Origin of the sequence: Rhizobium skierniewicense Ch11, from assembly GCF_023757665.1 — a bacterium.
In the GTDB taxonomy this organism is placed as follows: Bacteria; Pseudomonadota; Alphaproteobacteria; order Rhizobiales; family Rhizobiaceae; genus Agrobacterium; species Agrobacterium skierniewicense.
Genome location: NZ_RXPG01000005.1, coordinates 276,268 through 298,699, shown reverse-complemented (window position 1 = coordinate 298,699; position 22,432 = coordinate 276,268). Strand labels below are relative to the sequence as shown.

Genomic DNA, 22,432 nt, shown 5'->3' with positions numbered 1-22,432 from the left:
CCCCCCCCCCCCCCCCCCCCCCCGAACACGTCGATTTCCCCAGATCAAAAATCGTTTCCTTAAAACCCCACTGCTTCGAGACACTTGACAAAACGAATCAAATGAAAGAACATAAAGCGAACAAATGGAGTTGTAGCAATGACAACAGCAGACAAAACCATTGAAAACGCTTTATCGCTTGTGGCCCAGTCGCGCAGTCTTCGCGAACGTGCATTGGAACGTCGGCGCGAATTGCAGCGCCGCACTGAGGTTATTACAGTGAAGCCGCTCTATATCTTGAAGAAAAACGGTGGGCGCCAACTATCGCTGCGACTTGATAGCTGACCGTTCTGACGATCTGCGTTTGGAGACGGAGGGACTTACAGCTTGTCGTTCCAAATTATGGTGCGCGCTAATGTCTCGCTTGTTTTCTTCATTCCTTGATGTGGCAAGACCATCAACGAAAAAATCCCGTGAGCTGTTCGGCGCACGGGATTTTCTGAAATGAGATTTTCCATGGTGTCTTTATTGCATACGTGCCAGAGCTGATTGGGGTGAGGCAGTCGCTGTTTCCGTCAGACCGGGAAGGCGGTTCGTCTTTTTCAGAATGACAGCCGGTTTTTGAGCAGCATCTGTTGGTGGTGTGATGCTGGCTGTTTTGAATTCTCGGTCCACAGGGATCGTGGAATTGATGTTCTGGCGGACGATGCTGTCGGCGAATGCGGTTTGAGCAGAAAGGCCAATGAGGGCCGTAATGATGAGAGCTGTCTTCATGTCATTCTCCCTTCGTTGATTGATTGGAATTTAATTTCAAATACCTGGCTGTTTTATTCTGTACTTTTCAATACTTTTCGAACTAGCTTTTTGCCATTTCAAGTCTATTTTTAAGCGAGCGACGGAATATCATCGCTACGTAGGTTCCTCTGAGTGGGACGATCAGAGGTTTGTATTGTGAGGCCGATGTACAATTGGCGGCCTCTAAAGTGCGACGGGTATCGGAACTGTTTTGCGACTTCATGTCACGTCTCCTTCGCGTGAATAAACGGAAGGGCAGCAGTTTAGTTCCTCGCGCAAAGCGCAAAGGTTAATATTTTCGACCGAAAGGTGTTAACAACGTTGTCACAGGCTCGTGACCCCGGCAAAGAAGCGACGCTTAGCTTTTTGATAAAAACGTTAGATATCAAAGATACCCGTTGCGACACGCACGGCGTGACCACCAATACGCGCCCGCGAAATCTCTTTTGCCTTCACATCCATCGTCAGGTGAATATGTGAGGGTCGGCCCATTTCGACACCTTGCTCAATCAGGATCGGGTAATGCCCATCCGCAAGATCATCGAAATGGTGAATTGCGCCTGAGAATGCAGCAGCAGCAGAACCTGTTGCAGGATCTTCCGAGATGCCCATGCTCGGCGAAAACATACGCGTGTGAAACTTAGCGGCGTGATTGATACCCCCACGACAATAAAGATAGGCCGATGCCAGGCGCCCCTCGACAAGAGGTGCCAGTTTCATCCACAAGGTCGGATCGAAATCAACCTCTTCCATTGCAGCGAGATTGAGCAGAGGTATCATGACAAAAGGCACCCCGGCGGTCCAAAGCGAAGGTACGTGGTTTTCAAAACCGATCTGAGATTCCGCAAGGCTGATGGCATCCGCAAGCTGTGCGATATCCAGCGGCAACGTCACGCGGGACGATTTTCTGGGCAAATCGAATTCGGCAAAACTCGGTTCACCCCGTCGAACACGGATGGCGCAGCGCACAGGTCCGACCTTCTCCTGCAGCACCGCCACCATATCCGTATCGTCTTCAGGATGATTTTGCTCGGCAATGGCGATGGCGGCACCGACAGTTGGATGACCGGCGAACGGCAATTCCTGAGCGGGTGTAAAAATCCGCAGAGACGCGGCATAGGCCGGGTTTGCTGATTGCTCGACGAAGACAGTTTCCGATAGATTCATCTCGCGGGCGATGGACTGCATGGCAACATCGTTCAAGCCGCCGTCACTGAACATCACGGCCAGTGGGTTGCCCGCCAGTTTATCGCGTGTGAAAACATCGTAGATCCTGTAACTTATCGCCACGCCCCACACCTTCCACAACCGTGTCCCTCTCTGCAAACTGCCCGACCTCACCCGCATCCGCAACCCCACTTGATGATGCAGGGATAAGAAGCTGTGGACTCTGGTCATGGCAAGCGGCACGTGGGTTGGCTGCCAACACGCGGCAATTTTAAAGCGCTTGTCCTCGCACCGTATCTTCATGTACCAAAGGCCGGTAACAGGGGTGACGGCATGTCGCGTTCAAGTCAGAAGTTGTGTTTCCTGGCGTCGACCACAGACCATGCGCAATCAGCGCGGGATGAACTCGTAGAGCACTATGGCAACGCCACCTTCGACGACGCTGACGTGATCGTTGCCCTTGGTGGTGATGGCTTCATGTTGCAGGTGTTGAACGAAACGATGAACTCCGGCAAGCGTATCTACGGCATGAACCGGGGCTCGATCGGCTTTCTGATGAACGACTACCGCTTGGAAGGTTTGCAAGATCGCATTGCAGTCGCGACCGGCAACGATTTCCATCCCCTGCGAATGACGACAATCGATGCCAATGGGAACGAATTTTCGGCGCTGGCCATGAACGAGGTCAGCCTGTTTCGTCAATCACACCAAGCTGCAAAGTTGAGGGTGGACGTTGATGGCAAAACTCGGCTGGAGGAACTGGTTTGCGATGGCATGATGGTCGCCACGCCTGCCGGATCCACCGCTTATAACTTCTCCGCTCATGGTCCGATTCTGCCTCTGGAATCACCACTTCTGGCGCTGACACCGGTCAGTGCATTTCGCCCGCGACGTTGGCGTGGAGCCCTTCTGCCAAACAAGGTAACCGTCGAAGTCCACGTCTTGGAGGGCGAAAAACGCCCCGTCAATGCGGTGGCTGACCATATTGAGGTCAAATCGGTGCAATCTGTTCGCATTGCCCAATCTCAGGATAGAACCGCAAAAATCCTGTCGGACCCGGATCGCTCGTGGTCTGACAGAGTGCTTGCAGAACAATTCACTAATTGATGAAAACCAAGATGATCAAAACATTTCTCACGACGACTTTTCTTGCCGCAAGCCTGACCTTTGCATCAGCGCAGACGGCCGATATCAGCGCCCTGCCCGCTTCTACCATCTTCGTGACCAGCAGCGGCATGTGGGAAAAAACAGCTCCACCGGATGTCAAACCGGGTGACGCGCCTGCTGAAACCAAGCCAACTGGCGAGCCTGTGCGCGGATATTACAAGGTCATCGCCATGCGCCAGTACGATGGCACGGCGAAAATCTATCTTCAGCAGATTGCTCATACGGCCAATGGTCCGAACCTTGTTGAAACCGTCGAGCTTGAAGAATTTACGCAGATGAAAGCCTATGTCACCGATATCAGACCCGAGAGCTCTACCGGCGCATCTGACGTTCCTGGCCTGTTCGTTACTGTCCATCTGAAGACCGATCCTGCTCAAAAAGATGCGGACGCGTGGACCGTGCTGATCGACGAACTCGGTGATATGAAGATCGAGAAAGCCTCCAATTAAAACACGTCCTCTGGATTGTTCAGAACCGCACCAAAATGGTGCTTCCATAGCCTTGCGCCCAGTGCACCTGATCTGTCGAGACTGGAGCCGATGGTGAGCCATGGAAGAAGCGTCGGATGCAGTCCGGCATCGAAGAAGCTGAACCCCGCAGCCAGGACACATGTATCCGCCTGAATGCCGCACACCAACACGCGATCCACGTCCAAAGACAGGAGATAGTCAACGGCTTCCGCCGGTGGCGCATAACCGTGCTTGATAAAGATACGATCTGCCTCAACCAGAGAATCATCCAATGCTCCAGGAGCCCAGCCGAGCTGGCGTTCGAAGGGCGTTATAGTTTCATTGTGCCGCTCTACGCTCGCCACACTTGGCAATTGCTGAGCAAGGTTCCGTATGTCCTGTACGAAGTCTGCGGGCGGATCAAAGCTTGGCTGGACGTCAACGATATAAAGAACCTGCTTCATGCTCACCCCCGATTAAAAAAGCCCCTCGCAACGTTCATCGCGAGAGGCTGAAAACTGACCAGTGATCGATCAACCCGTTCAGTCGATATCGGCGACCTCGACATCCGCACCGCCGCTGATGCGATGGGCAAGGGCCGCCTCCATGAATTCGTTCAATTCACCATCGAGCACATTGCTCGGCGCCGTGCTTTCAACGCCGGTGCGCAAATCCTTGACCAGTTGGTAAGGCTGCAACACGTAAGAGCGGATCTGGTGACCCCAGCCGATATCGGACTTGGACGCGGCCTGAGCGTTCGCCGCAGCTTCTCGCTTCATCAGTTCTGCCTCGTAAAGACGCGAGCGCAACATTTCCCACGCCTTGGCGCGGTTCTTGTGCTGGGAGCGCTCCTGCTGGCAGGCAACTGCGATTCCGCTTGGAATATGCGTGATGCGCACGGCCGAATCCGTCGTGTTGACATGCTGTCCGCCGGCACCCGATGAGCGATATGTATCGATGCGGCAGTCACTCTCATTGATGTCGATCTGGATCGAATCATCGACCACAGGATAGACCCAGATGGAGGAAAACGACGTGTGACGGCGCGCGTTGCTGTCATAGGGCGAGATACGAACGAGACGATGAACGCCCGATTCCGTCTTCATCCAGCCAAAGGCGTTGTGGCCCTTGACCAGAATGGTGGCGGATTTGATACCCGCCTCTTCGCCATCGTGAATTTCGAGAATCTCGACCTTGAACCCCTGGCGTTCCGCCCAACGGGTATACATGCGTAACAGCATGTTCGCCCAGTCCTGACTTTCTGTCCCACCGGCGCCGGAATGCACTTCGACATAGGTGTCGTTGCTATCGGCTTCGCCTGATAGCATCGCTTCGACCTGACGGCGGTTCGCTTCGCTCCTGAGCACCTTCAGCGCGTCTTCGGCCTCCTTGACGATGTCAGCATCGCCTTCAGCCTCGCCCATCTCGATCAACTCGATATTGTCGTTGACCTGCTGCTCGAGCAGTTTCACGCCGTTTATGGATTCGTCCAGCTGCTGGCGCTCGCGCATCAGCTTCTGCGCCTCGGTGGCGTCATTCCAGAGGTTCGGATCCTCTGCCTTGTTGTTCAACCAGTCCAGCCGTCTTATCGCCTGGTCCCAGTCAAAGATGCCTCCTCAGCAGGCTTATGGCCTGCTTGATTTCGTCGACGACGTTCACGATCTCATTGCGCATTTCGCAGATACTTCGCTTTCATGGAAATTGGCATTAAAACTGGATGGCTGAATAAAGGCGAGGGGCGCGGATGTAAAGACCGCGCCCCTCGCCTTTCAACCAAGTCGGATCAATAAAGGCCGCCACCGCCGCCGGTGATGGCCTGCTGCGCCTGCGGAGAGGCACGCAGGATGTCTTCCTGCGACATGGTGCCTTCCATACCGATGACGGAGAAGCTGCTGGCAGGACCCGTGCCTGGCTTGAAGGCCTCCATGATGGTGTCAGGTTCGCCCTCATTAGCGGCCATACCGGTCTTGCGGTTGACGGCCACGAACTGCATGCCGTTCGGCACAATGAATTTGCTCTGCGGCAAATGCTTGACCGCTTGCGCAATGAATTCGCCGAAGATCGGCGCTGCCAGAGAGCCACCGGTGCCGCCACGGCCAAGCGGTGCCGGGCTATCGAAACCGATATAGAGACCAGCAACAAGATCAGGCGTGTAGCCCACGAACCAAGCGTCTTTTTCGTCGTTTGTCGTTCCGGTCTTGCCAGCGACTGGAAGGTCGACCTTGATCTTTCCTGCGGCAGTCCCGCGCTGCACGACACCTTCAAGCATTGATGTCGTCTGATATGCGGTCATGGGATCCAGAACCTGCTCACGCTTGTCGACAATGGTCGGCTCTTCCTGATTCTGCCAGCTTGAGGCATTGCAGCCTTCGCAGCCACGGTCTTCATGACGGAAAATCGTTTTGCCGTAACGGTCCTGTATCCGGTCGATCACGGTAGGATTGATCTGCTTGCCGCCATTTGCAATCACGGAATAGGCAGACACCATGCGCATGACTGTCGTTTCACCGGAACCGAGCGACATGGCCAGCAAAGGTGGCATCTTGTCGTAAATACCGAAGCGTTCGGCATATTCAGCCACAAGATTCATGCCCATGTCCTGAGCAAGACGCACAGTCATGAGGTTTCTCGACTTTTCAATGCCAAGACGCAGTGTGGACGGACCGGCAGATTCACCGCCGTAATTTTGAGGTCGCCACACCTGGCCACCGGATACGACCTCGATGGGCGCATCCATGACCACGGATGCGGGCGTATAGCCATTATCCAGAGCGGCCGCATAAATGAACGGCTTGAAGGACGATCCCGGCTGTCGCATGGCCTGCGTCGCCCGATTGAACTCGGACTGTCCATACGAGAAGCCACCGACCATCGCCAGAACACGGCCGGTATGCGGGTCCATGACCACCATGCCACCCTGTACCTTCGGTGGCTGGCGCAGACGGTAGTCATCACCCTTGTCAGACAACGGCTCGACGTACACCACGTCACCGGTCTTCAACACGGTTGCAGGCGATTTGGCAGTCGCGCGCTGGCCCTTGGCATCGCGGAAGGCCCACTTCATGTTTTCAGGCTTGATGCGGCCACGGCTGCGCAGATCGGGATTTTCCGTGTCACCATCAGGCCGAAGCCCGATATCCACACCGTCAGAGGTGGCAGACAGGACGACGGCCATCTTCCATTCCGGCACGTCACGCAGCGGTCTCAGCTTCAATAGTGCTGCAGCCCAGTCCCCCGATGCATCGATCTGATCGACGGGACCGTGAAAACCACGACGCTCATCATAATCCAGCAGACCATCCTGAAGCGCCTTGCGGGCTTCCATTTGGATGTCGGGATCAAAGGATGTGCGAACGGAAAGGCCGCCTTCCAGCAATGCCTTTTCGCCATATTTTTCAACGATCTGTCGACGCGCTTCCTCAGAGAAATAATCGGATGCGGCGAGACGGGCTCCACCGGTGCGGATGTTGACGCCCAGTGGCTGTGTCTTGGCATCGGCAGCATCGGCCTGCGTGATGTAGCCATTCTCCGCCATGCGGTCGATGACCCAGTTACGGCGCTCTAACGCTGCCTTTTCGCGGCGCAGCGGATGATAATTCGCAGGCCCCTTTGGAAGGGCCGCCAGATAGGCCGTTTCGGCAATTGTCAGCTCTGTGACAGATTTATTGAAATAGGTCAGTGCCGCGCTGGCGATACCATAGGAGTTGAGGCCGAAGAAAATCTCGTTGAGATACAGTTCGAGGATCTTGTCCTTGCTATAGGCCTGCTCGATACGGAACGAAAGAACTGCCTCCTTGGCCTTGCGCTCCATCGTTTGTTCATTGGTCAGAAGAAAGTTTTTCGCAACCTGCTGGGTGATCGTAGAGCCGCCCTGAGTCGGCCCACCCGTCGCAAAGGCGACGGCCGCACGCGCAAAGCCCGTCACGTCGATACCGGGGTGCTGATAGAAGTTCTTGTCTTCAGCGGAAAGGAAAGCGGCTTTCACGCGGTCAGGAACCGCCTGGATCGGCAAAAACAGGCGCCGTTGCTTCGCATATTCCGCCATCAACGCGCCGTTGCCAGCATGAATGCGCGTCGTGACCGGCGGCTCGTAGCTGCTCAGAACCGCGTAATCGGGAAGATCCTTCGTGATGGTCACCAAATAGATGGCGACACCACCAGCTGCCACGAGGAACAGCATGCTGGCCAAGCCGAAGAAATATCCAATAAGTCTGATCATATTAGGCTACCGATACTTCGAATCGTAACTGGCTGCGCTCGCAGTTATAAACGCATCTTTGCATATAGCGTGCCGTTTTGCACACCGCTTCATCAATGACAAGCGCCCGTTGCGGCATTTTCAGAGATGTTATCCCGAGCCGCTTTTCTTCGCAGATGAAAAGACCAGTACATCGGAATCGAATCCAGTGTGGAGTAACGGCTTGAATGTGAGTAAAATAGGGCTTGAGCCTAACTATCGGCGCCGGAACCGATACGATCGATGTGTTTTAGCGCTGGGGTCGCTCAGATGTCACAGTCTGGTCTTGTCGTATGAATTAGCCACCATTGGCCAGGGCCTGTACCCTATACCGCGTCACAGCAGTCGCTAGCGTTTCGGCGACCTTTGCACGCCATTGTTCGTCCAATAGAAGCTTTTCGTCGTCCGGATTGGATAGAAAGCCCAGCTCCAAAAGAACCGATGGCACGTCATGAGCGCGCAGCACCTGAAAACCCGCATAGCGATGCGGATTATTGATCAAGCCCACCTGTCCCTCGAAGGAGCGGACGATGTTTTCGGCCAATGTGACCGAAAATGCCTGCGTTTCGCGGCGCGTGAGGTCGAGCAGAATATCCGCCACTTCCGGCTGCTCGTGTTGGGCCGCAACACCGGCGATCTGGTCGGACAGGTTTTCACGCTCGGCAAGGTCCTGCGCCATCCTGTCGGACGCCCGGTCGGAAATCGTGTAGACGGTCGCGCCGCGAATGCCTTTTTGCTTCAGCGTGTCCGCATGAACAGAGATGAAAAGGTTGGCATTCTGCTGCCGCGCAAGCGTTACGCGCTCCGACAGAGCCAGGAACGTATCGTCATCCCGCGTCAGAAATGCCTTGATGCCAGGAATTTTGTTGAGACGCTCCATGAGCTGTTTGGCAAATGTCAGCGTGATCACCTTCTCGTCAGTCCCACTGACCCCGCCTTTGGCACCGGCATCGATCCCGCCGTGGCCCGCATCAACGGCAATCACGAAATCAGAATGCCGGTCAGACTTTGGAGCGACATCGGGCGTAATGGATGCCGTCGTCGCAGGTGCGAGCGCTTGCCAGTTCTGATCCTTCAAAAGTTGTGCGAATTTCTGCTTCGTGGCGATTTCGGTATCGAGAACGAAACGAAAGACCTTGCCGCCGTCTTCGGCTTTCACTTCGGCAATCGCCACCTGCACAGGCTTTTTCGCTGTTAGCACCAGCCGTGCACTGCCCTCGCCCATGCTGCCGAAACGAATGTCGCTGAAAAGACCTGTCGGCGCGAGGTCCTTTGTCGGAAACGAAAAGCCGACGGCTGGGAAATCCACAACGATGCGCGCAGGCGAATCCAGATAATGAACGTCGAAATCGGGCTCTTCGTTGAAATCCATGACAATACGGGTGCGCGCCTCGTCTCCGATGATGCGCGCGGCACTGACGATGAGAGCGGGAGGGTTCGATTGCGCACTGGAGGGGGCTGACAGGGAGACAAGACCTAGGGCTGCAAGAGCAACCAGCCTGCCGATTCGCCCGATACAGACGTCAGTCCGTGAGGACACTGCCCTTTTGATGCCGGTTTTGATGGTCGCCAAAGTAAATTCCGTATGTCAGTTATTTCGACAGATATCGCCGTCGTACAAACCAAATAACCCCGTTTTTCTACCATAGAATGGACTCATTTGCGCTTGCGCGCAACAATCGCAGCGGTTGGTGAAGGAATTCTTAACTAAGACATTCCACCAACGATATGGCATATTTAGCCACCCTATTGCTATTGTGACGGATAGACCATACAACGTGAATGAGGGTTAAAAGTGTTGACGGGATAGACGCCCGCCGGCTGCCAATCGACAAAGACGCTGGCGCTGTAAATTCGGGCAATCATCTGCCGTCGCTGCATTTTTATCCTGAAACTGGATTAATTCTGGTCGTGGCCAGAACAATACCCGGTGGCATGCCACCGCACGCTCGAGGAGAGCATTTTCATCGGATCCTTCGGGGTCTATTTATTAAAGTCGTTCTCGCTTGGCCAATGATGTCGTTGCAGCAGCTTTCATATGAACCGGATACAACGAGCAGGCTTCATGCTCTGCCATGTGTTCGGATGCTGCCAGTTTACAGACGCCGGGCAGGAAACTTCATTTCCGGCACACCCTCGACCTTAGATGAAAGGCCTGTCCCTGCGGCGGGCCTGTTCTCGTATAAGACAGGGCTGCGCCGAGGAGCACAGCTTACATGGCAGACAAAATGCTTATCGACGCGTCCCATGAAGAGGAGACGCGCGTTGTAGTCGTTCGTGGAAATCGAATTGAAGAATTCGATTTCGAGTCGGAACACAAGAAACAGATCCGCGGCAATATCTATCTGGCGAAAGTCACGCGCGTGGAGCCTTCGCTTCAGGCTGCGTTTGTGGATTACGGCGGCAATCGTCACGGCTTTCTGGCTTTCGCAGAAATTCACCCGGACTATTACCAGATCCCGCTGGCCGATCGTCAGGCTTTGCTAAGAGCGGAAGCAGAGGATCATCGCCGCAATGACGACTTTGAGCCTGCGGATGCTCCCAATGAGACTTCCTCTGCGTCATCCGTGGGCGTTGATCTTTCCCAGGCTGATCAGCCAGACGTCGGTATTGTCTCGGCAACAGACGTCGCCGATGAAACGCCTGAAACCTCGGAAATCTCTGCGGAACCAGCTGTAAGCGAAACTGACGCCATCGAGTCCGTCGCGGAAGAGATACCCGCCGAAGACGAAAAGCCAAAGAAGCGAGTGCGTCGTCCACGCACGAAAAAGAAGACCGATGCGGACGACATTTCTGCCGATGCAGCCCCTTCGGATGACAGCTCCGAGGATGACGGCAGCAAGGGCGGTGAAATGGCCGCCATGGTGGACACAGACACGATCTCTGAAGAGGTTGAGGGTCTTGGCCGTCGCGATAATGACGACGATGATGACGATGACGATCATCACGAAAAGGAAGTCATCGAATCTGTTGGCGCCGAAGACGCGATGGAAGAGGTTCCAGACCGCGTGTCGCGCAAGCCACGCAAGCAATATCGCATTCAGGAAGTTATCAAGCGCCGCCAGATTCTGCTGGTGCAGGTGGCCAAGGAAGAACGCGGCAACAAGGGTGCTGCGCTGACGACCTATCTGTCGCTGGCCGGTCGGTACTCCGTCTTGATGCCAAACACAGCGCGTGGTGGTGGTATTTCGCGCAAGATCACCCAGCCGACGGACCGCAAGCGTCTGAAGGAAATCGCGCGCGATCTGGAAGTGCCGCAGGGCATGGGCGTAATCCTTCGTACGGCCGGTGCAAACCGCACTCGCGTCGAAATCAAGCGTGACTTCGAGTATCTGATGCGTCTGTGGGAAAACGTTCGCACATTGACGCTCAACTCGACCGCGCCGTGCCTCGTGTATGAAGAAGGATCGCTGATCAAGCGCTCGATCCGCGATCTCTACAACAAGGACATCAGCGAAATCATCGTATCCGGTGAAGAAGGCTATCGTGAAGCGAAAGACTTCATGAAGATGCTGATGCCGAGCCATGCCAAGGTCGTTCAGCCTTACCGCGATATTCATCCGATCTTCGCGCGCTCTGGCATCGAGGCGCAGCTGGACCGCATGTTGCAGCCGCAAGTGACCTTGAAATCCGGCGGCTATCTCATCATCAACCAGACCGAAGCGCTGGTTGCCATCGATGTGAACTCCGGTCGTTCGACCCGCGAACACTCCATCGAGGAAACCGCCGTTCAGACAAACCTTGAAGCGGCCGAAGAAGTGGCGCGTCAGTTGCGTCTTCGCGACCTTGCAGGCCTCGTCGTCGTCGACTTCATCGACATGGAAGAAAAGCGCAACAACCGCTCCGTCGAGAAAAAGCTCAAGGATTGCCTGAAGAACGACCGCGCCCGCATTCAGGTCGGCCGCATCTCACATTTCGGCCTTCTGGAAATGTCGCGTCAGCGTATTCGCGCATCTGTTCTGGAATCCACGACCCAGGTCTGCTCGCATTGCGGTGGCACGGGTCATGTGCGCTCCGAATCATCCATCGCTCTGCATGTTCTGCGCGGCGTGGAAGAATATTTGCTGCGCAACACGACGCACAACATCACGGTTCGCTGCACCCCGGATACGGCACTCTACCTGCTCAACCACAAGCGTGCGACGATTGTCGATTACGAAGCCCGTTTCGGCGTTGCGATCATCATAGCAGCCGATGAGAGCGTGGGTGCCCAGCACTTCGCAATCGATCGCGGCGAAGCCGTCGAAAACCCGGTCAAGATCGAAAGCCTCATACAGATGCTTCCGGACTTCGAGGAAGAGGAAGACGACATCATCATCGAAGCGGATGAAGATGAAGACGAGGAAGAGATCGTTGTAAAGGCTGAGAAGGCCGATGCACGTCCCGCGCAGGCCGACACCGGCGAAGATGGCAAACGCAAGCGTAAGCGCCGTCGTCGTCGTCGGGGCAAGAATGGCGGCCAGAACGGTGCCGAAGCCAATGGTGATTCGGAAGACGATACGTCGTCTGACGATCAGGACGATAATGCCGAAGACGAGTCTGATGATGACGAGGCTTCCACCTCGACACAGGAGACAGGCGACAGCGCGACATCCGACGATGGCAAGCGCAAGCGTCGCCGCCGTGGCAAACGCGGTGGACGCCGTAATCGTGACGAAAACGGCAACATCATCGATGAAGATGGCACAGAGCCTGAGACATCTGATGCTGTCGAAGATGGCGCTGCTGCCGCTGCAATAGAGGGCGTTGAAGAACCCGCTGTCGTAGAAGCAGTCAAGGCGGAAGCACCAACGCCGACGATCGAAGAAACGGAAAAGCCGAAGAAGCCACGCCGGACCCGCAAGGCCAAGGAAACAGCGCCTGAAGCAGTTGTGGAAACTCCGCCTGCTGCTCCCGCACCTGTTCCCGTCGAGACGGTGGAGCCTGTTGTGGTGGATGTTCCGGTCGCGGAAGCTGCTATCGAAGAAGCAGGAGAGGCATCTGCCGATCTGGCGACTGACACACCGGTGGAAAGCACCAAACCCATTCGTGCCAATCGTGGCGAGAACGTCTCGTCTTCCGAGCCTGTGGTCACGTCGGCATCTGGATCCAACGATGCTGCAGACAGCGATCCCTCCAAGCCTCGCAAGGGTGGTTGGTGGCAGAGGCGCGGCTTCTTCTAAGCCGGGTTGTCAACACTGAAGAACACGTCGAGGCTCCGCATGGCGGGGCCTCTTTCGTTTTATTCAGCAATTGCCAAGGCGCGTAAAAGGCCTTGACGAACGCTTTAGAATACACTCCCTGAGATTGCAATTTGACGAAGATCTTAACCTGCACTGAATGGATTTGATGTGACCGACAGCCGCGACCCGGCATTGACCGTGCGCCGAATTTTAAAGGTGAACCACGCTGGCGAGTTCGGTGCCATCAGGATTTACGGCGCACAGATTTTTATCGCCCGTTGGCTGTTCCCGGATATCGTTTCCAAACTCGAAGAGATGCGTGACGACGAGATCGATCACTGCCGGTTGTTCCGTGATGCTATGCCTGCGCGGGGCGCACGGCCCTGCCGCATCATGGCATTGTGGAGCTTGGGCGGTTTTGTTCTGGGCTTTCTAACGGCGCTGTGTGGACAAAATACGATATGGATTTGCACAGAAGCGGTAGAGAGTACCGTTCATCGGCACCTCGGGGAGCAATTGCGGTTTCTTCAAAAACGCGATCCCGATCTGCACGCGCTGATCCTATCTATACAGGAGCAGGAATTGGCCCATTTGACAGAGGCCGAAAACAGTCAGAAACACCGTGGTACAATGCGTAAGGTCCTGCTACCGATCATTGGTGGCCTGACCGATCTGATGATCTGGCTTTCGACATGGGGCGATTCCAGTTGGATGCGAGCTGAAATGGCGCGCGATACCCTGGCCGGATAAGGTGCGAAACGTCGGCAGCAAGAGGTTGAAACGAAAAGGCCGTTTCGCTGAGAAACGGCCCTGTCAAATATCGCGGATTTGAAGAGACGACTTACTCGTCGCGGTAAACTTTTTCGCGGCGCTCGTGGCGCTCCTGAGCCTCGATGGAAAGGGTAGCGATGGGACGTGCATCCAGTCTCTTGATACCAATCGGTTCGCCTGTCTCTTCACAGTAGCCGTAGGTTCCGTCATCAATGCGCTGAAGGGCAGCGTCGATTTTCGAAATGAGCTTTCTCTGACGGTCGCGGGCGCGCAACTCGATGGCCCGGTCCGTTTCAGAGGATGCTCGATCCGCCAAGTCGGGATGGTTTGCGCTTTCTTCTGCGAGATGACCAAGGGTCTCCCGCGCTTCCCTCAGAATGTCGTTTCTCCAGCCGACAAGCTTGGCACGAAAATATGCCTTCTGATTGGCGTTCATGAACTCATCGTTTTCAGAAAGCACATATCTGCTAAGATCGATCTTCTCACTCACGCGATTCTCCTCGAAGAACATCTCATATTGCGCGGGTATACTCCAATGCCATATGGCCGTTCAAGTGCTCAGAACGGTTTTCAGGCATTTTTAAATCTGTCACAAAATTCAGCTAAACGGTTATTTTTTAAGCTTTATTCGCCGAACACGGATTATTTCTTCGATCACGTTATCAGAACTTGCCTTTACCGGACGCCACTTGCGAGGCACGGATCTATTCATGTAAGGCAGCGACGGATGTTTAAAGCCAAGTAGGATGTCTGGACATGTCAGTGCTTCAATCGCCGCCCTTCAGGCTCTATCTGCTCCGTCACGCGCATGCCGCCTGGGCCAGTCCCGGCGAGCACGATTTCGACAGGCGGCTCGACAGCAAGGGTTATGCGGAAGCCGAGATGATCGGAGAGAAAATAGCGACCAAGGGTCTCGTTCCGGATGTCGTCCTGAGCTCGACCGCAGTCCGCTGCCGGGAAACCGCGCAGGCCATCAGGCGGGCATTCAACGACGCCTTTGAAATCAGCTATGTCGACGAAATGTACAACGCCCAGGCGGAAATCTATCTGGCGCTGATGTCGGGGCAAGCATCGGCGAAATCCGTCATGCTGGTGGGCCATAACCCGACCATCGAGGCGGTGGCCGAGGCGTTGCTGGGGCATCAACGAATGGAACAGGCGCTGCCAAACGGCTTCCCAACAGCAGGCCTCGCTGTGCTGGATGCGGTATTGGACGACAAGACAGGTGTTCCGCAATGGGAGTTGCAGGACTTCCTGGCGCCATGACCGACAGTTGCACTCTCAAAACTTTCCCGAGGCGCTTCTTTTTTGAGCAAGCCGCCGACCTATATATTTTGACAGGATGAAATATTTAGGAGGAAACGTTCATTGCCGCCATCCTTCACCTCCGTCACCGATAGCGCGCTGATCGCTATCGACAATCTGGCCGATCGTGCGAGCGCTTTAACCAACCCGACTGTACGACTGGGCGTGACGGGCCTTTCGCGTGCCGGCAAAACCGTTTTCATCTCGTCGCTGGTTCATAACCTCCTGAACGGCGGTCGCTTACCCCTGTTCGAGGCGATCCGCTCGGGCAGAGTTTCGAATGTTCAGCTTGAACCCCAACCGGACGATGCCATTCCGCGTTTCCAGTACGAAGATCACATTCAAGCCCTGGTGCGTGAAAGGATCTGGCCCGATTCCACCCGCGCTATCTCGGAATTACGCATCACGCTTGAATATCAGAGCGCGAGCGGCTGGGGCCGATGGTTCTCATCGGGAAAACTCGCGATCGATATCGTCGATTATCCCGGCGAGTGGTTGCTTGACCTTCCACTTCTCAATCAGGATTACAAGACATTCAGCGATGCAACGGTCGCACTTGCGGCAGGCGGCGTACGCGCCGAACTTGCGCGCGACTGGCTCGAGATCGCGCATTCTCTCGACATCAACGCGCCTGCCGACGAGATGACGGCGCGACGACTGGCGGAAAGTTTCGCGGCCTATCTTCGTGTCTGCAAATCCGATGAACGTTCGCTGTCGACATTGCCGCCCGGACGGTTCCTGATGCCGGGTGATCTGGAGGGCTCGCCTGCCCTCACCTTCTCTCCGCTCCCCGGCTTGACGGATGAAAAAGCACCAAAAGGCTCTATACGCGCCATGATGGAGCGCCGCTATGAAGCGTATAAGTCCATCGTGGTCAAACCGTTCTTCCGCGAGCATTTCGCCCGCCTCGACCGTCAGATCGTTCTTATCGATGCCCTACAGGCCGTCAATCGAGGCCCCGAAGCCGTGCAGGATCTGGAACGAGCGCTCGGCGACGTGCTTGCCTGTTTCAGACCCGGCAAGAACAGCCTTCTCTCGTCATTGATTGGCCGACGTATCGACAAGGTTCTTGTTGCCGCTACCAAGGCGGATCATCTGCATCACGAAAGCCATGACCGGCTGGAAAATCTGACGCGGCGCCTGGTCGATCGTGCGGTGACCACAATCGGCATGAGTGGTGCAGGCATTGAAGTCATGGCGCTGGCATCTGTACGCGCAACGAAGGAAGCCAGCGTTCGCCAGGACGGCCACGCGCTGCCCGTCATCGTCGGAACACCGATGGCAGGCGAAAAGATCAACGGCGAAGTGTTCGATGGCAATCGGACCACAGCAATTTTCCCAGGTGACCTTCCAGAGGACCCGGAACCGCTTTTTCGCACGCTTGATGCCGAAGGTGAGGCCACCAATTTGCCCGACGTGAATGTCGTGCGCTTTCGTCCCCCCAAGTTGGAAGAAAGCACCGGTGGCATCAAACTTTCCGTCCCGCATATCAGGCTTGATCGCGCCATGCAGTTCCTGTTCGGAGATAAACTCGCATGAAAGACGACACCACCCAGCAAGGTCGCAGACCAGCATCATTCACGCTGGAGAACGAACCGGTGGCGGAGCGCCCGTCTGAAACCAAGCGTGCGCCACGCAGTTTCGATGCCGACATTTCGATGACGCCGGACGACGAAGACCCGTTTATCGCTCCCGAGGAGATCGACGCTACGGCTCTACCTGTCGCAACGCCGCGTAAACACCGTTTTTCCTTCGGCAAACTTGCCCTGGGTGCATTGGGTGTTCTTCTATCACTGGCGTTCTGGATGTGGGCGGATCAGCTCATCAGGGACCTGTTTTCGCGGTCCGACTGGCTGGGCTATACCGCGACTGCGGCACTTGCCATCGCCGTTTTCGCGGGTCTCGTTCTCATCGCCCGAGAAGCAATGGGCATCATGCGCCTGAACGCCGTACAGTCTTTGAAGCTGGATGCGGGAAAGGCCGCGCTGGAGAAGAAACCGTCAGCCGCCCGCGCCGTCATCGTCAGGCTGAATGCCGTTCTGTCCCACCGCGCTGAAACGGCAAGAGGCCGTGCCGCGCTCAAGGATACCGAAAACGACGTGATCGACGGCCCGCATTTGATCGATCTTGCCGAACGCGAACTGTTGGGCCCGCTCGACCGGCAGGCGCGTGCACTGATTCTGAATTCGTCCAAGCGCGTGTCCGTCGTCACGGCGGTCAGCCCCCGTGCGGTGGTGGATCTCGCCTATGTGCTCTTCGAAGTGACGAGACTTGTGCGGACCATGGCAGAGCTTTACGGGGGCCGTCCCGGCACGCTCGGCATGCTTCGGCTGTTGCGCGACGTCATCGCACATCTCGCCGTCACAGGCTCGATTGCGGTCGGTGACGGCATAGCACAGCAGGTGCTGGGCCACGGCCTTGCATCCCGGTTGTCAGCGCGGCTGGGAGAAGGCGTGATCAACGGATTGATGACCGCGCGAATCGGCATTGCCGCGATGGATCTGTGCCGCCCACTTCCTTTCAAGGCGCTGAAGCGTCCCGGAATCGGTGACTTCGTCTCGGATCTGACACCTGATTTCAGAGGTGCTAAAAATATCGAAAAGCCCTGATCTACAAGGCCATGACATCGCGAAAGGTTACGATGTCAGCGCCTAATCGCCAGGAATTAAACCAAGCATTAACCATTCGCGACATAAATTGATACTCACACGCAGCGGCCAATTCGCCAGGGAAAGTATCATGTATTCGCGCTTCTTTTCGCTACTGGGCGGACTTGCCGCCGTAATGACCGTCAGTGGCGGACTTGCCGTCTCAGACGTTCAGGCCGCTTCACGCGATGACGTATTCTTCGGCTCTGTTGCCGGTGCATGGTCCGGTCCCGGCGAAATCGTCGCGGGTAAATACAAGGGCACGAAATTCACCTGCGACCTGACCGGCGAGCCGATCAGCGACAAGGAAACCGGCATCAAGCTGGGCGGCACCTGCCGCGTTGGCGTCTTCAAGCAGCCGATGTCCGCGATCATCGCCAAGAAGGGCAACAGCTACGAAGGCAAGTTCCTGGATGGCTCCGAAGGCAAGGGTCTCGATATCGTTTCGGGTCAGGTCAGCGGCGACAAGGTCGTCGTCGGCATCAACCGCGCCAAGCTGAGCGGTGCCATGGTTGCCCGCGTTACCAACAACGCATCCATGAACATCACGATTTCCGTCAAGGTCGCGGACCAGATGGTGCCCGTGATCGGCCTTACTCTGGCACGCAATATCGATCAGATGCCGGTCGGCTCCATCAAGCAGTAAATTGAACCTATGGTTCAAACCGACGAAGACGGGAGTGCCCACCACTCCCGTTTTTCGGTTGCGATTTTGATGCCGGACATATCGGCATCTTCAAGCCATTGATTGACCTTCCGACCATTGACGACCAGATCAGGTGCGATGTCGCATAGCGGTTTCAGGACGAACGCCCGTTCCGTCATCCGTGGATGCGGAATTTCCACGCGCGCGGTGGAGACTTGGACATCGCCATAGGTCAGCACATCAATATCGATGGTTCTCGGACCCCAGCGCTCGTCACGCACCCGTTTCATTCCGCGCTCGATCTCAAGGCATAGGTCCAGCAGCGGCTCAGGCCGCAGCGACGTCTCGATCAAGGCGCAGCAATTGAAGAAATCTGCCTGGTCCGTCTTTCCCCAGGGCGGAGTGCTGTAAAGCTTTGAGACAGCCAATAACTGGCAGCTTTCATGGCGCGAAAGAGCGTCAAGCGCATGCGCCATTGCTGACGGCGGATCACCCAGATTGCCACCCAGACCGAGCGTTGCCTTCACTGTGCTGTCAGCCATGCTGCTCTACGCTCACCTGCGCATAATCGAGAATTCCGGGCACGGGTGCGGATGGCTTACGAACGGTGACCTTCACGCGTACGATCTGCGGATAGCGACTGCGCAGCGCCTTGGCGATATCGTTCGCCAGGGCCTCAATCAGATACCGTCTCTGACCGGCGACGATCTTTTCTATGACCGCAAAAGCCACGCCGTAATCCACGGTATTTTGAATATCGTCGGTCTCCAGCGCGTTTCCAGCTTCGACCTCCATCTCCGCATCCACGAAGAAACGCTGACCTAACGTCTCTTCTTGCTCCAGCAGGCCATGGCGGGCAAAAAACGAACAGTTCTTCAAAAGTATCGTATAAAGGCTCATTCTCGCCCCTCCCCGTATTGTTTTTTATGCATCAGAATGGCGTCTGCGATGTTCAGGGCGTCGCGTGTCATCGCAACATTGTGGACGCGGAAAACACAGGCGCCTGCCAGCCGCAGAATGGACGTGGTCGCAGCCGTTCCCACGTCTCTGTCTCCCGCTGCATCCCGACTTGTGAGAGCACCGATAAACCGTTTGCGCGACGTGCCTGCCAGAATAGGCAGACCGAATGCGGCAAGCTCATCGAAACGCGACATGAGCGCAATATTTTCTGCCGTATCCTTGGCAAAGCCAAATCCGGGATCCAGCACGATGGCCTTGCGTAAAATACCGGCAGCCGCTGCGATATCCAGCGAGCGATTGAGAAAGGCGAATTGGTCGGCAATAACATCCGTCAGCTTTTCGCGATCTCGCCCCGTATGCATGATGCAGACACCGGCTCCTGAACGTCCGATAACCGCTGCCATATCTTGATCTTTTTGGAGCCCGAAAACGTCATTGACGATATGCGCGCCCGCCTCCACCGCCAGTTTGGCCGTTTCGGCACGGTAGGTATCGACTGAAATCAACGCATCCGTTTGTTTAGCAAGAGCTGCGATGACCGGAAGAACGCGGTCCTGCTCCTCTTGCGCCGTCACGGTCGCAGCACCCGGGCGGGTTGATTCGCCACCGATGTCGATGATGGCTGCGCCATCCTCGACGCATGACCGTGCGTGGGACACCGCACGTTCGGTGTCGAGATATCGCCCGCCATCCGAAAAGGAATCCGGTGTCGTGTTGACGATAGCCATAATGAGGCCATCCCCATCAAGTTTCAGGGAGCGCCCATGCGCGACTTGCCACACATTGTCACTGGCTGTTATCACGGAACGTAATGCCTTTCGGGAACAACGGAGGACCCATCATTCATATCGCTTCACTCCGCCTACAGCATTGCACGCGAAACCCAAATAAGATTCCAAAATTAAGACGCGCAGGCGTTACGCGTCAGAGAGCAGGCCGCTCTATGCAGCAATCATATGCCAAGTTCAACCGGAAGGCCGGTCCATGACGCTTCACGACCGCGCGGTTTGCGCCCTTCTTTTCGCAACGATGCTTCTCATACTTCCGCAGTCGGCCGGAGCAGAAGCATTGATGACCAAGTCCTTCTCCTATTTCAGCATCGGTGGCAAAACCGCTGAAGATCTCGACCGCGAATTGTCGCATAGAGGTCCGATGACGAAAGCCACCGGCGCGCGCCACCCCGGCGCCACGGAAATCAAATTTGGCGGTGAAATCAGCTACGTTGAAAAGAATGCAAAATGCGGCGTCGGCAATGTCGAGGTCAAACTCCACACCAAAATTCTGTTGCCACGCTGGACGAACAGGCGTCGTACGGCGGCTGATCTGGCTCTCATATGGGATACGTTGTCAGCCGATATCAAACGGCACGAAGAGCGTCATGCAGAAATCTCCCGCAATTATGCTCGCACCCTCGATAAACGCCTTCAATCACTTCGCCCGCAGGACAGTTGCGAAGAGATGCAGGCGCTCGTCACCAAAACGACCCAAGAGGTCATGTCGGCACACGACAAGGATCAGTTGCGTTTCGATATGGTCGAATCGAAAAATTTCGATGCGCGCATGACCCGCCTGCTGAAGCACCGAATTCAGCAAAACGCCACGAAGTAAAACGGTGCTGGTCAAATACCGAACGACATCCGGTAGTTCGGTGATCTTCTTGAAGCTTTAAAACAACCATGAATTTTAAAAATAAATACACAGCCGGATAATAATCAATGAATTCTTGCTATGGCCGGATACGCCATTTTGATATATGCAATTTTTAATAGAATTTAAGATCAAATCACCGAGTCTGTTATCGATACCTCCTCCCGGCGCGTCTCCAACCCTGGGCGTTTTCTCCCTGCCCGATGGTAACGTACCCACCTCGCCTCGCTATCCCGCGAAACGGAGAGCGAGGCTTTTTGTGTGGGGACATAAAACAGGTGCTTCGGTCAGCCCTGGCGTTCGGGAACGTGTACGACCAACCCATCCAGCGCGTCGGTCATCTTGATCTGACAGGAAAGCCTGGACGTTGGGCGCACATCGAACGCGAAATCCAGCATGTCCTCTTCCATCGGTTCCGGCGGGCCGACGCGTTCGCTCCAGGCGTCATCGACATAGACATGACAGGTGGCACAGGCGCAGGCCCCACCACATTCCGCATCGATACCCGGAACGGAATTGCGAACGGCATTTTCCATCACGGTAGAGCCATTGCTCACATCGAAATCTTGTTGTGTGCCGTCAAAGGCGATGATGGTCAGTTTGGTCATGTCGGAAATCCAAAAATGATGGTTTGAGATGGAGAGGTGTCGCGTCGGTTAATGTCACCTGTCCGGTTTTGTTCAAGGCAGGAAGGTGACATTAACCGACGCCACATCAGACAAATAGAAAGGCCGGCTCCGCTTGGCAACCCATTGCGAGGTTGCAGGCAGAGCCGGCCTTGAAAAGGACCTCTGAAAAAGAGGATCAGCGGCAGAGTTTGAGGATGAAGTTCTCTGCCTCGATGACGGAAGCGGCGACCTTCGCCAGAGCAGCACTGTCGCGGTTGCCATTCTCCACGGCTTCGGCCGTGGCGGACACCTTGAACGCACCGACCGCATCTGCCGACCCCTTGAGGCGGTGCGCGATCAACTTCATCTGATTGTCGTTTGCAGTGGAGAGTTCGTGCAGCAGGGTACGGGCATTGCGGGTGAACAGTTGCAGGATTTCGATTTCCAGCTCCTTATCGCCCATGGTCTGTCGTGCAAGATGGATGAAGTCGATGGGCTTGCTGCCAACCGGAGCCGCGCCGAACGAGTTGTCCGGTGCTTCGAATGCGATACTCACCGCTGCCATTGTCGTAGAATTCCTCATGTGCGTAAAGCTTCTTGTTTTGAAGCAGATATGTTCTGCATTAGAGCAGGCTAGGCCTTCGATGAGCTTAAATTGGGGCACGAAACGCCGGGAAATCTTTTGCTATGGTTAATTTATGTTAAACTTATAGGAAACAAGGCGTTCCACCTGCCAGCGAGGTTTAAAAACTGTTAACAAACCGCAACTTGGCATAAGGTGCGGTGTCGCTTTAATTGTTTCAAAGCCACAAATGTGTCAGTACGGTACTGCGTGCCGCATGACTTTCGTACAAGTTTTGTAAATCCGGCATGTCGATGTAATCTTACCTG

22 protein-coding genes are annotated in these 22,432 nt (G+C 55.5%); 10 read left to right on the top strand and 12 right to left on the bottom strand.

What is annotated here, in order from left to right:
* Positions 1–138 precede the first annotated feature (138 nt).
* Entirely contained in the window at positions 139–324 is a 186-nt protein-coding gene (locus EKM04_RS04825; protein WP_174153171.1) for a hypothetical protein, read from the top strand.
* A 180-nt stretch (positions 325–504) separates the two neighbouring features.
* Here the strand turns inward: EKM04_RS04825 and EKM04_RS04820 are convergent, their stop codons facing one another.
* Complete coding sequence (locus tag EKM04_RS04820; RefSeq protein ID WP_174153170.1) at positions 505–753, bottom strand: hypothetical protein; 249 nt, start codon at positions 751–753, stop codon at positions 505–507.
* 399 nt (positions 754–1,152) lie between these two features.
* On the bottom strand, positions 1,153–2,064 hold the full coding sequence (locus tag EKM04_RS04815; RefSeq protein ID WP_183897363.1) for a PhzF family phenazine biosynthesis protein: 912 nt from the start codon (positions 2,062–2,064) through the stop codon (positions 1,153–1,155).
* Between the two features lie 210 nt (positions 2,065–2,274).
* Between EKM04_RS04815 and EKM04_RS04810 the strand changes: the two genes are divergently transcribed.
* Entirely contained in the window at positions 2,275–3,048 is a 774-nt protein-coding gene (locus tag EKM04_RS04810) for an NAD kinase (RefSeq protein ID WP_183897364.1), read from the top strand.
* A gap of 11 nt (positions 3,049–3,059) precedes the next feature.
* Positions 3,060–3,557: a hypothetical protein gene (locus tag EKM04_RS04805; RefSeq protein WP_183897365.1), complete on the top strand. Its 498-nt coding sequence runs from the start codon at positions 3,060–3,062 to the stop codon at positions 3,555–3,557.
* Here the strand turns inward: EKM04_RS04805 and EKM04_RS04800 are convergent.
* From EKM04_RS04800 to EKM04_RS04785, 4 genes are all read right to left on the bottom strand, one after another.
* The gene (locus EKM04_RS04800) at positions 3,554–4,021 is read right to left on the bottom strand and encodes a cysteine hydrolase family protein (protein WP_183897366.1); all 468 of its coding nucleotides are present in this window, start codon (positions 4,019–4,021) and stop codon (positions 3,554–3,556) included. The two genes, EKM04_RS04805 and EKM04_RS04800, sit on opposite strands and share 4 nt — an antisense overlap.
* A gap of 78 nt (positions 4,022–4,099) precedes the next feature.
* A protein-coding gene (gene prfB, locus EKM04_RS04795; protein ID WP_174153165.1) for a peptide chain release factor 2 occupies positions 4,100–5,231 on the bottom strand; the annotation gives its coding sequence in 2 pieces (ribosomal slippage) (positions 4,100–5,161 and positions 5,163–5,231; 1,131 coding nt in all).
* Between the two features lie 109 nt (positions 5,232–5,340).
* Entirely contained in the window at positions 5,341–7,776 is a 2,436-nt protein-coding gene (locus tag EKM04_RS04790) for a penicillin-binding protein 1A (protein WP_183897367.1), read from the bottom strand.
* A gap of 316 nt (positions 7,777–8,092) precedes the next feature.
* Positions 8,093–9,259 (bottom strand): N-acetylmuramoyl-L-alanine amidase, encoded by a 1,167-nt coding sequence (locus EKM04_RS04785; RefSeq protein WP_234911030.1) that lies wholly within the window; start codon positions 9,257–9,259, stop codon positions 8,093–8,095.
* A 751-nt stretch (positions 9,260–10,010) separates the two neighbouring features.
* Between EKM04_RS04785 and EKM04_RS04780 the strand changes: the two genes are divergently transcribed.
* Together EKM04_RS04780 and EKM04_RS04775 are read left to right on the top strand one after the other, a co-directional pair.
* Entirely contained in the window at positions 10,011–12,956 is a 2,946-nt protein-coding gene (locus EKM04_RS04780; RefSeq protein WP_183897368.1) for an Rne/Rng family ribonuclease, read from the top strand.
* Between the two features lie 168 nt (positions 12,957–13,124).
* A complete protein-coding gene (locus EKM04_RS04775; protein WP_327786368.1) occupies positions 13,125–13,706 on the top strand; it encodes a demethoxyubiquinone hydroxylase family protein in 582 nt (193 codons plus the stop codon).
* A 91-nt stretch (positions 13,707–13,797) separates the two neighbouring features.
* On the opposite strand, the gene dksA is transcribed toward EKM04_RS04775, so the two are convergent.
* Positions 13,798–14,217: an RNA polymerase-binding protein DksA gene (dksA, locus tag EKM04_RS04770; RefSeq protein WP_174153162.1), complete on the bottom strand. Its 420-nt coding sequence runs from the start codon at positions 14,215–14,217 to the stop codon at positions 13,798–13,800.
* A 266-nt stretch (positions 14,218–14,483) separates the two neighbouring features.
* Between dksA and EKM04_RS04765 the strand changes: the two genes are divergently transcribed.
* From EKM04_RS04765 to EKM04_RS04750, 4 genes are all read left to right on the top strand, one after another.
* Positions 14,484–14,993, top strand: coding sequence for a SixA phosphatase family protein (locus EKM04_RS04765; protein WP_174153161.1), 510 nt, complete (start codon positions 14,484–14,486; stop codon positions 14,991–14,993).
* A gap of 102 nt (positions 14,994–15,095) precedes the next feature.
* Positions 15,096–16,571, top strand: coding sequence for a YcjX family GTP-binding protein (locus EKM04_RS04760; protein WP_183897369.1), 1,476 nt, complete (start codon positions 15,096–15,098; stop codon positions 16,569–16,571).
* Positions 16,568–17,641 (top strand): YcjF family protein, encoded by a 1,074-nt coding sequence (locus tag EKM04_RS04755; RefSeq protein ID WP_183897370.1) that lies wholly within the window; start codon positions 16,568–16,570, stop codon positions 17,639–17,641. The genes EKM04_RS04760 and EKM04_RS04755 overlap by 4 nt, the downstream gene beginning before the upstream one ends.
* Before the next feature lie 130 nt (positions 17,642–17,771).
* Positions 17,772–18,326 (top strand): hypothetical protein, encoded by a 555-nt coding sequence (locus tag EKM04_RS04750; protein ID WP_183897371.1) that lies wholly within the window; start codon positions 17,772–17,774, stop codon positions 18,324–18,326.
* Positions 18,327–18,340: 14 nt separating this feature from the next.
* Here EKM04_RS04750 and folK read toward each other — a convergent pair whose 3' ends face one another.
* The 3 genes from folK to folP are packed head-to-tail and all read right to left on the bottom strand — an operon-like array spanning position 18,341 to position 20,014.
* On the bottom strand, positions 18,341–18,868 hold the full coding sequence (gene folK, locus EKM04_RS04745; RefSeq protein WP_183897372.1) for a 2-amino-4-hydroxy-6-hydroxymethyldihydropteridine diphosphokinase: 528 nt from the start codon (positions 18,866–18,868) through the stop codon (positions 18,341–18,343).
* The gene (folB, locus tag EKM04_RS04740; RefSeq protein WP_174153156.1) at positions 18,861–19,226 is read right to left on the bottom strand and encodes a dihydroneopterin aldolase; all 366 of its coding nucleotides are present in this window, start codon (positions 19,224–19,226) and stop codon (positions 18,861–18,863) included. Before folB ends, folK begins: the two co-directional genes overlap by 8 nt.
* Positions 19,223–20,014 carry a dihydropteroate synthase gene (gene folP, locus EKM04_RS04735; protein ID WP_183897373.1) on the bottom strand — a complete coding sequence of 264 codons (792 nt, stop codon included), beginning with the start codon at positions 20,012–20,014 and terminating at the stop codon, positions 19,223–19,225. The genes folB and folP overlap by 4 nt, the downstream gene beginning before the upstream one ends.
* A gap of 256 nt (positions 20,015–20,270) precedes the next feature.
* Between folP and EKM04_RS04730 the strand changes: the two genes are divergently transcribed.
* Complete coding sequence (locus EKM04_RS04730) at positions 20,271–20,894, top strand: DUF922 domain-containing Zn-dependent protease (protein WP_183897374.1); 624 nt, start codon at positions 20,271–20,273, stop codon at positions 20,892–20,894.
* 326 nt (positions 20,895–21,220) lie between these two features.
* On the opposite strand, the gene EKM04_RS04725 is transcribed toward EKM04_RS04730, so the two are convergent.
* Positions 21,221–21,541, bottom strand: a complete 321-nt coding sequence (locus tag EKM04_RS04725; RefSeq protein ID WP_174153153.1) for a 2Fe-2S iron-sulfur cluster-binding protein — start codon at positions 21,539–21,541, stop codon at positions 21,221–21,223.
* Between the two features lie 196 nt (positions 21,542–21,737).
* Positions 21,738–22,106, bottom strand: coding sequence for an Hpt domain-containing protein (locus tag EKM04_RS04720; RefSeq protein ID WP_174153152.1), 369 nt, complete (start codon positions 22,104–22,106; stop codon positions 21,738–21,740).
* Positions 22,107–22,432: the final 326 nt, after the last annotated feature.

Coding starts and splice junctions, on each gene's coding strand:
- EKM04_RS04825 (WP_174153171.1), top strand. CDS start 139: ATGACAACAGCAGACAAAACCATTGAAAACGCTTTATCGCTTGTGGCC.
- EKM04_RS04820 (WP_174153170.1), bottom strand. CDS start 753: ATGAAGACAGCTCTCATCATTACGGCCCTCATTGGCCTTTCTGCTCAA.
- EKM04_RS04810 (WP_183897364.1), top strand. CDS start 2,275: ATGTCGCGTTCAAGTCAGAAGTTGTGTTTCCTGGCGTCGACCACAGAC.
- EKM04_RS04805 (WP_183897365.1), top strand. CDS start 3,060: ATGATCAAAACATTTCTCACGACGACTTTTCTTGCCGCAAGCCTGACC.
- EKM04_RS04800 (WP_183897366.1), bottom strand. CDS start 4,021: ATGAAGCAGGTTCTTTATATCGTTGACGTCCAGCCAAGCTTTGATCCG.
- EKM04_RS04790 (WP_183897367.1), bottom strand. CDS start 7,776: ATGATCAGACTTATTGGATATTTCTTCGGCTTGGCCAGCATGCTGTTC.
- EKM04_RS04780 (WP_183897368.1), top strand. CDS start 10,011: ATGGCAGACAAAATGCTTATCGACGCGTCCCATGAAGAGGAGACGCGC.
- EKM04_RS04765 (WP_174153161.1), top strand. CDS start 14,484: ATGTCAGTGCTTCAATCGCCGCCCTTCAGGCTCTATCTGCTCCGTCAC.
- EKM04_RS04755 (WP_183897370.1), top strand. CDS start 16,568: ATGAAAGACGACACCACCCAGCAAGGTCGCAGACCAGCATCATTCACG.
- EKM04_RS04750 (WP_183897371.1), top strand. CDS start 17,772: ATGTATTCGCGCTTCTTTTCGCTACTGGGCGGACTTGCCGCCGTAATG.
- folK (WP_183897372.1), bottom strand. CDS start 18,868: ATGGCTGACAGCACAGTGAAGGCAACGCTCGGTCTGGGTGGCAATCTG.
- folB (WP_174153156.1), bottom strand. CDS start 19,226: ATGAGCCTTTATACGATACTTTTGAAGAACTGTTCGTTTTTTGCCCGC.
- folP (WP_183897373.1), bottom strand. CDS start 20,014: ATGGCTATCGTCAACACGACACCGGATTCCTTTTCGGATGGCGGGCGA.
- EKM04_RS04730 (WP_183897374.1), top strand. CDS start 20,271: ATGACGCTTCACGACCGCGCGGTTTGCGCCCTTCTTTTCGCAACGATG.
- EKM04_RS04725 (WP_174153153.1), bottom strand. CDS start 21,541: ATGACCAAACTGACCATCATCGCCTTTGACGGCACACAACAAGATTTC.
- EKM04_RS04720 (WP_174153152.1), bottom strand. CDS start 22,106: ATGGCAGCGGTGAGTATCGCATTCGAAGCACCGGACAACTCGTTCGGC.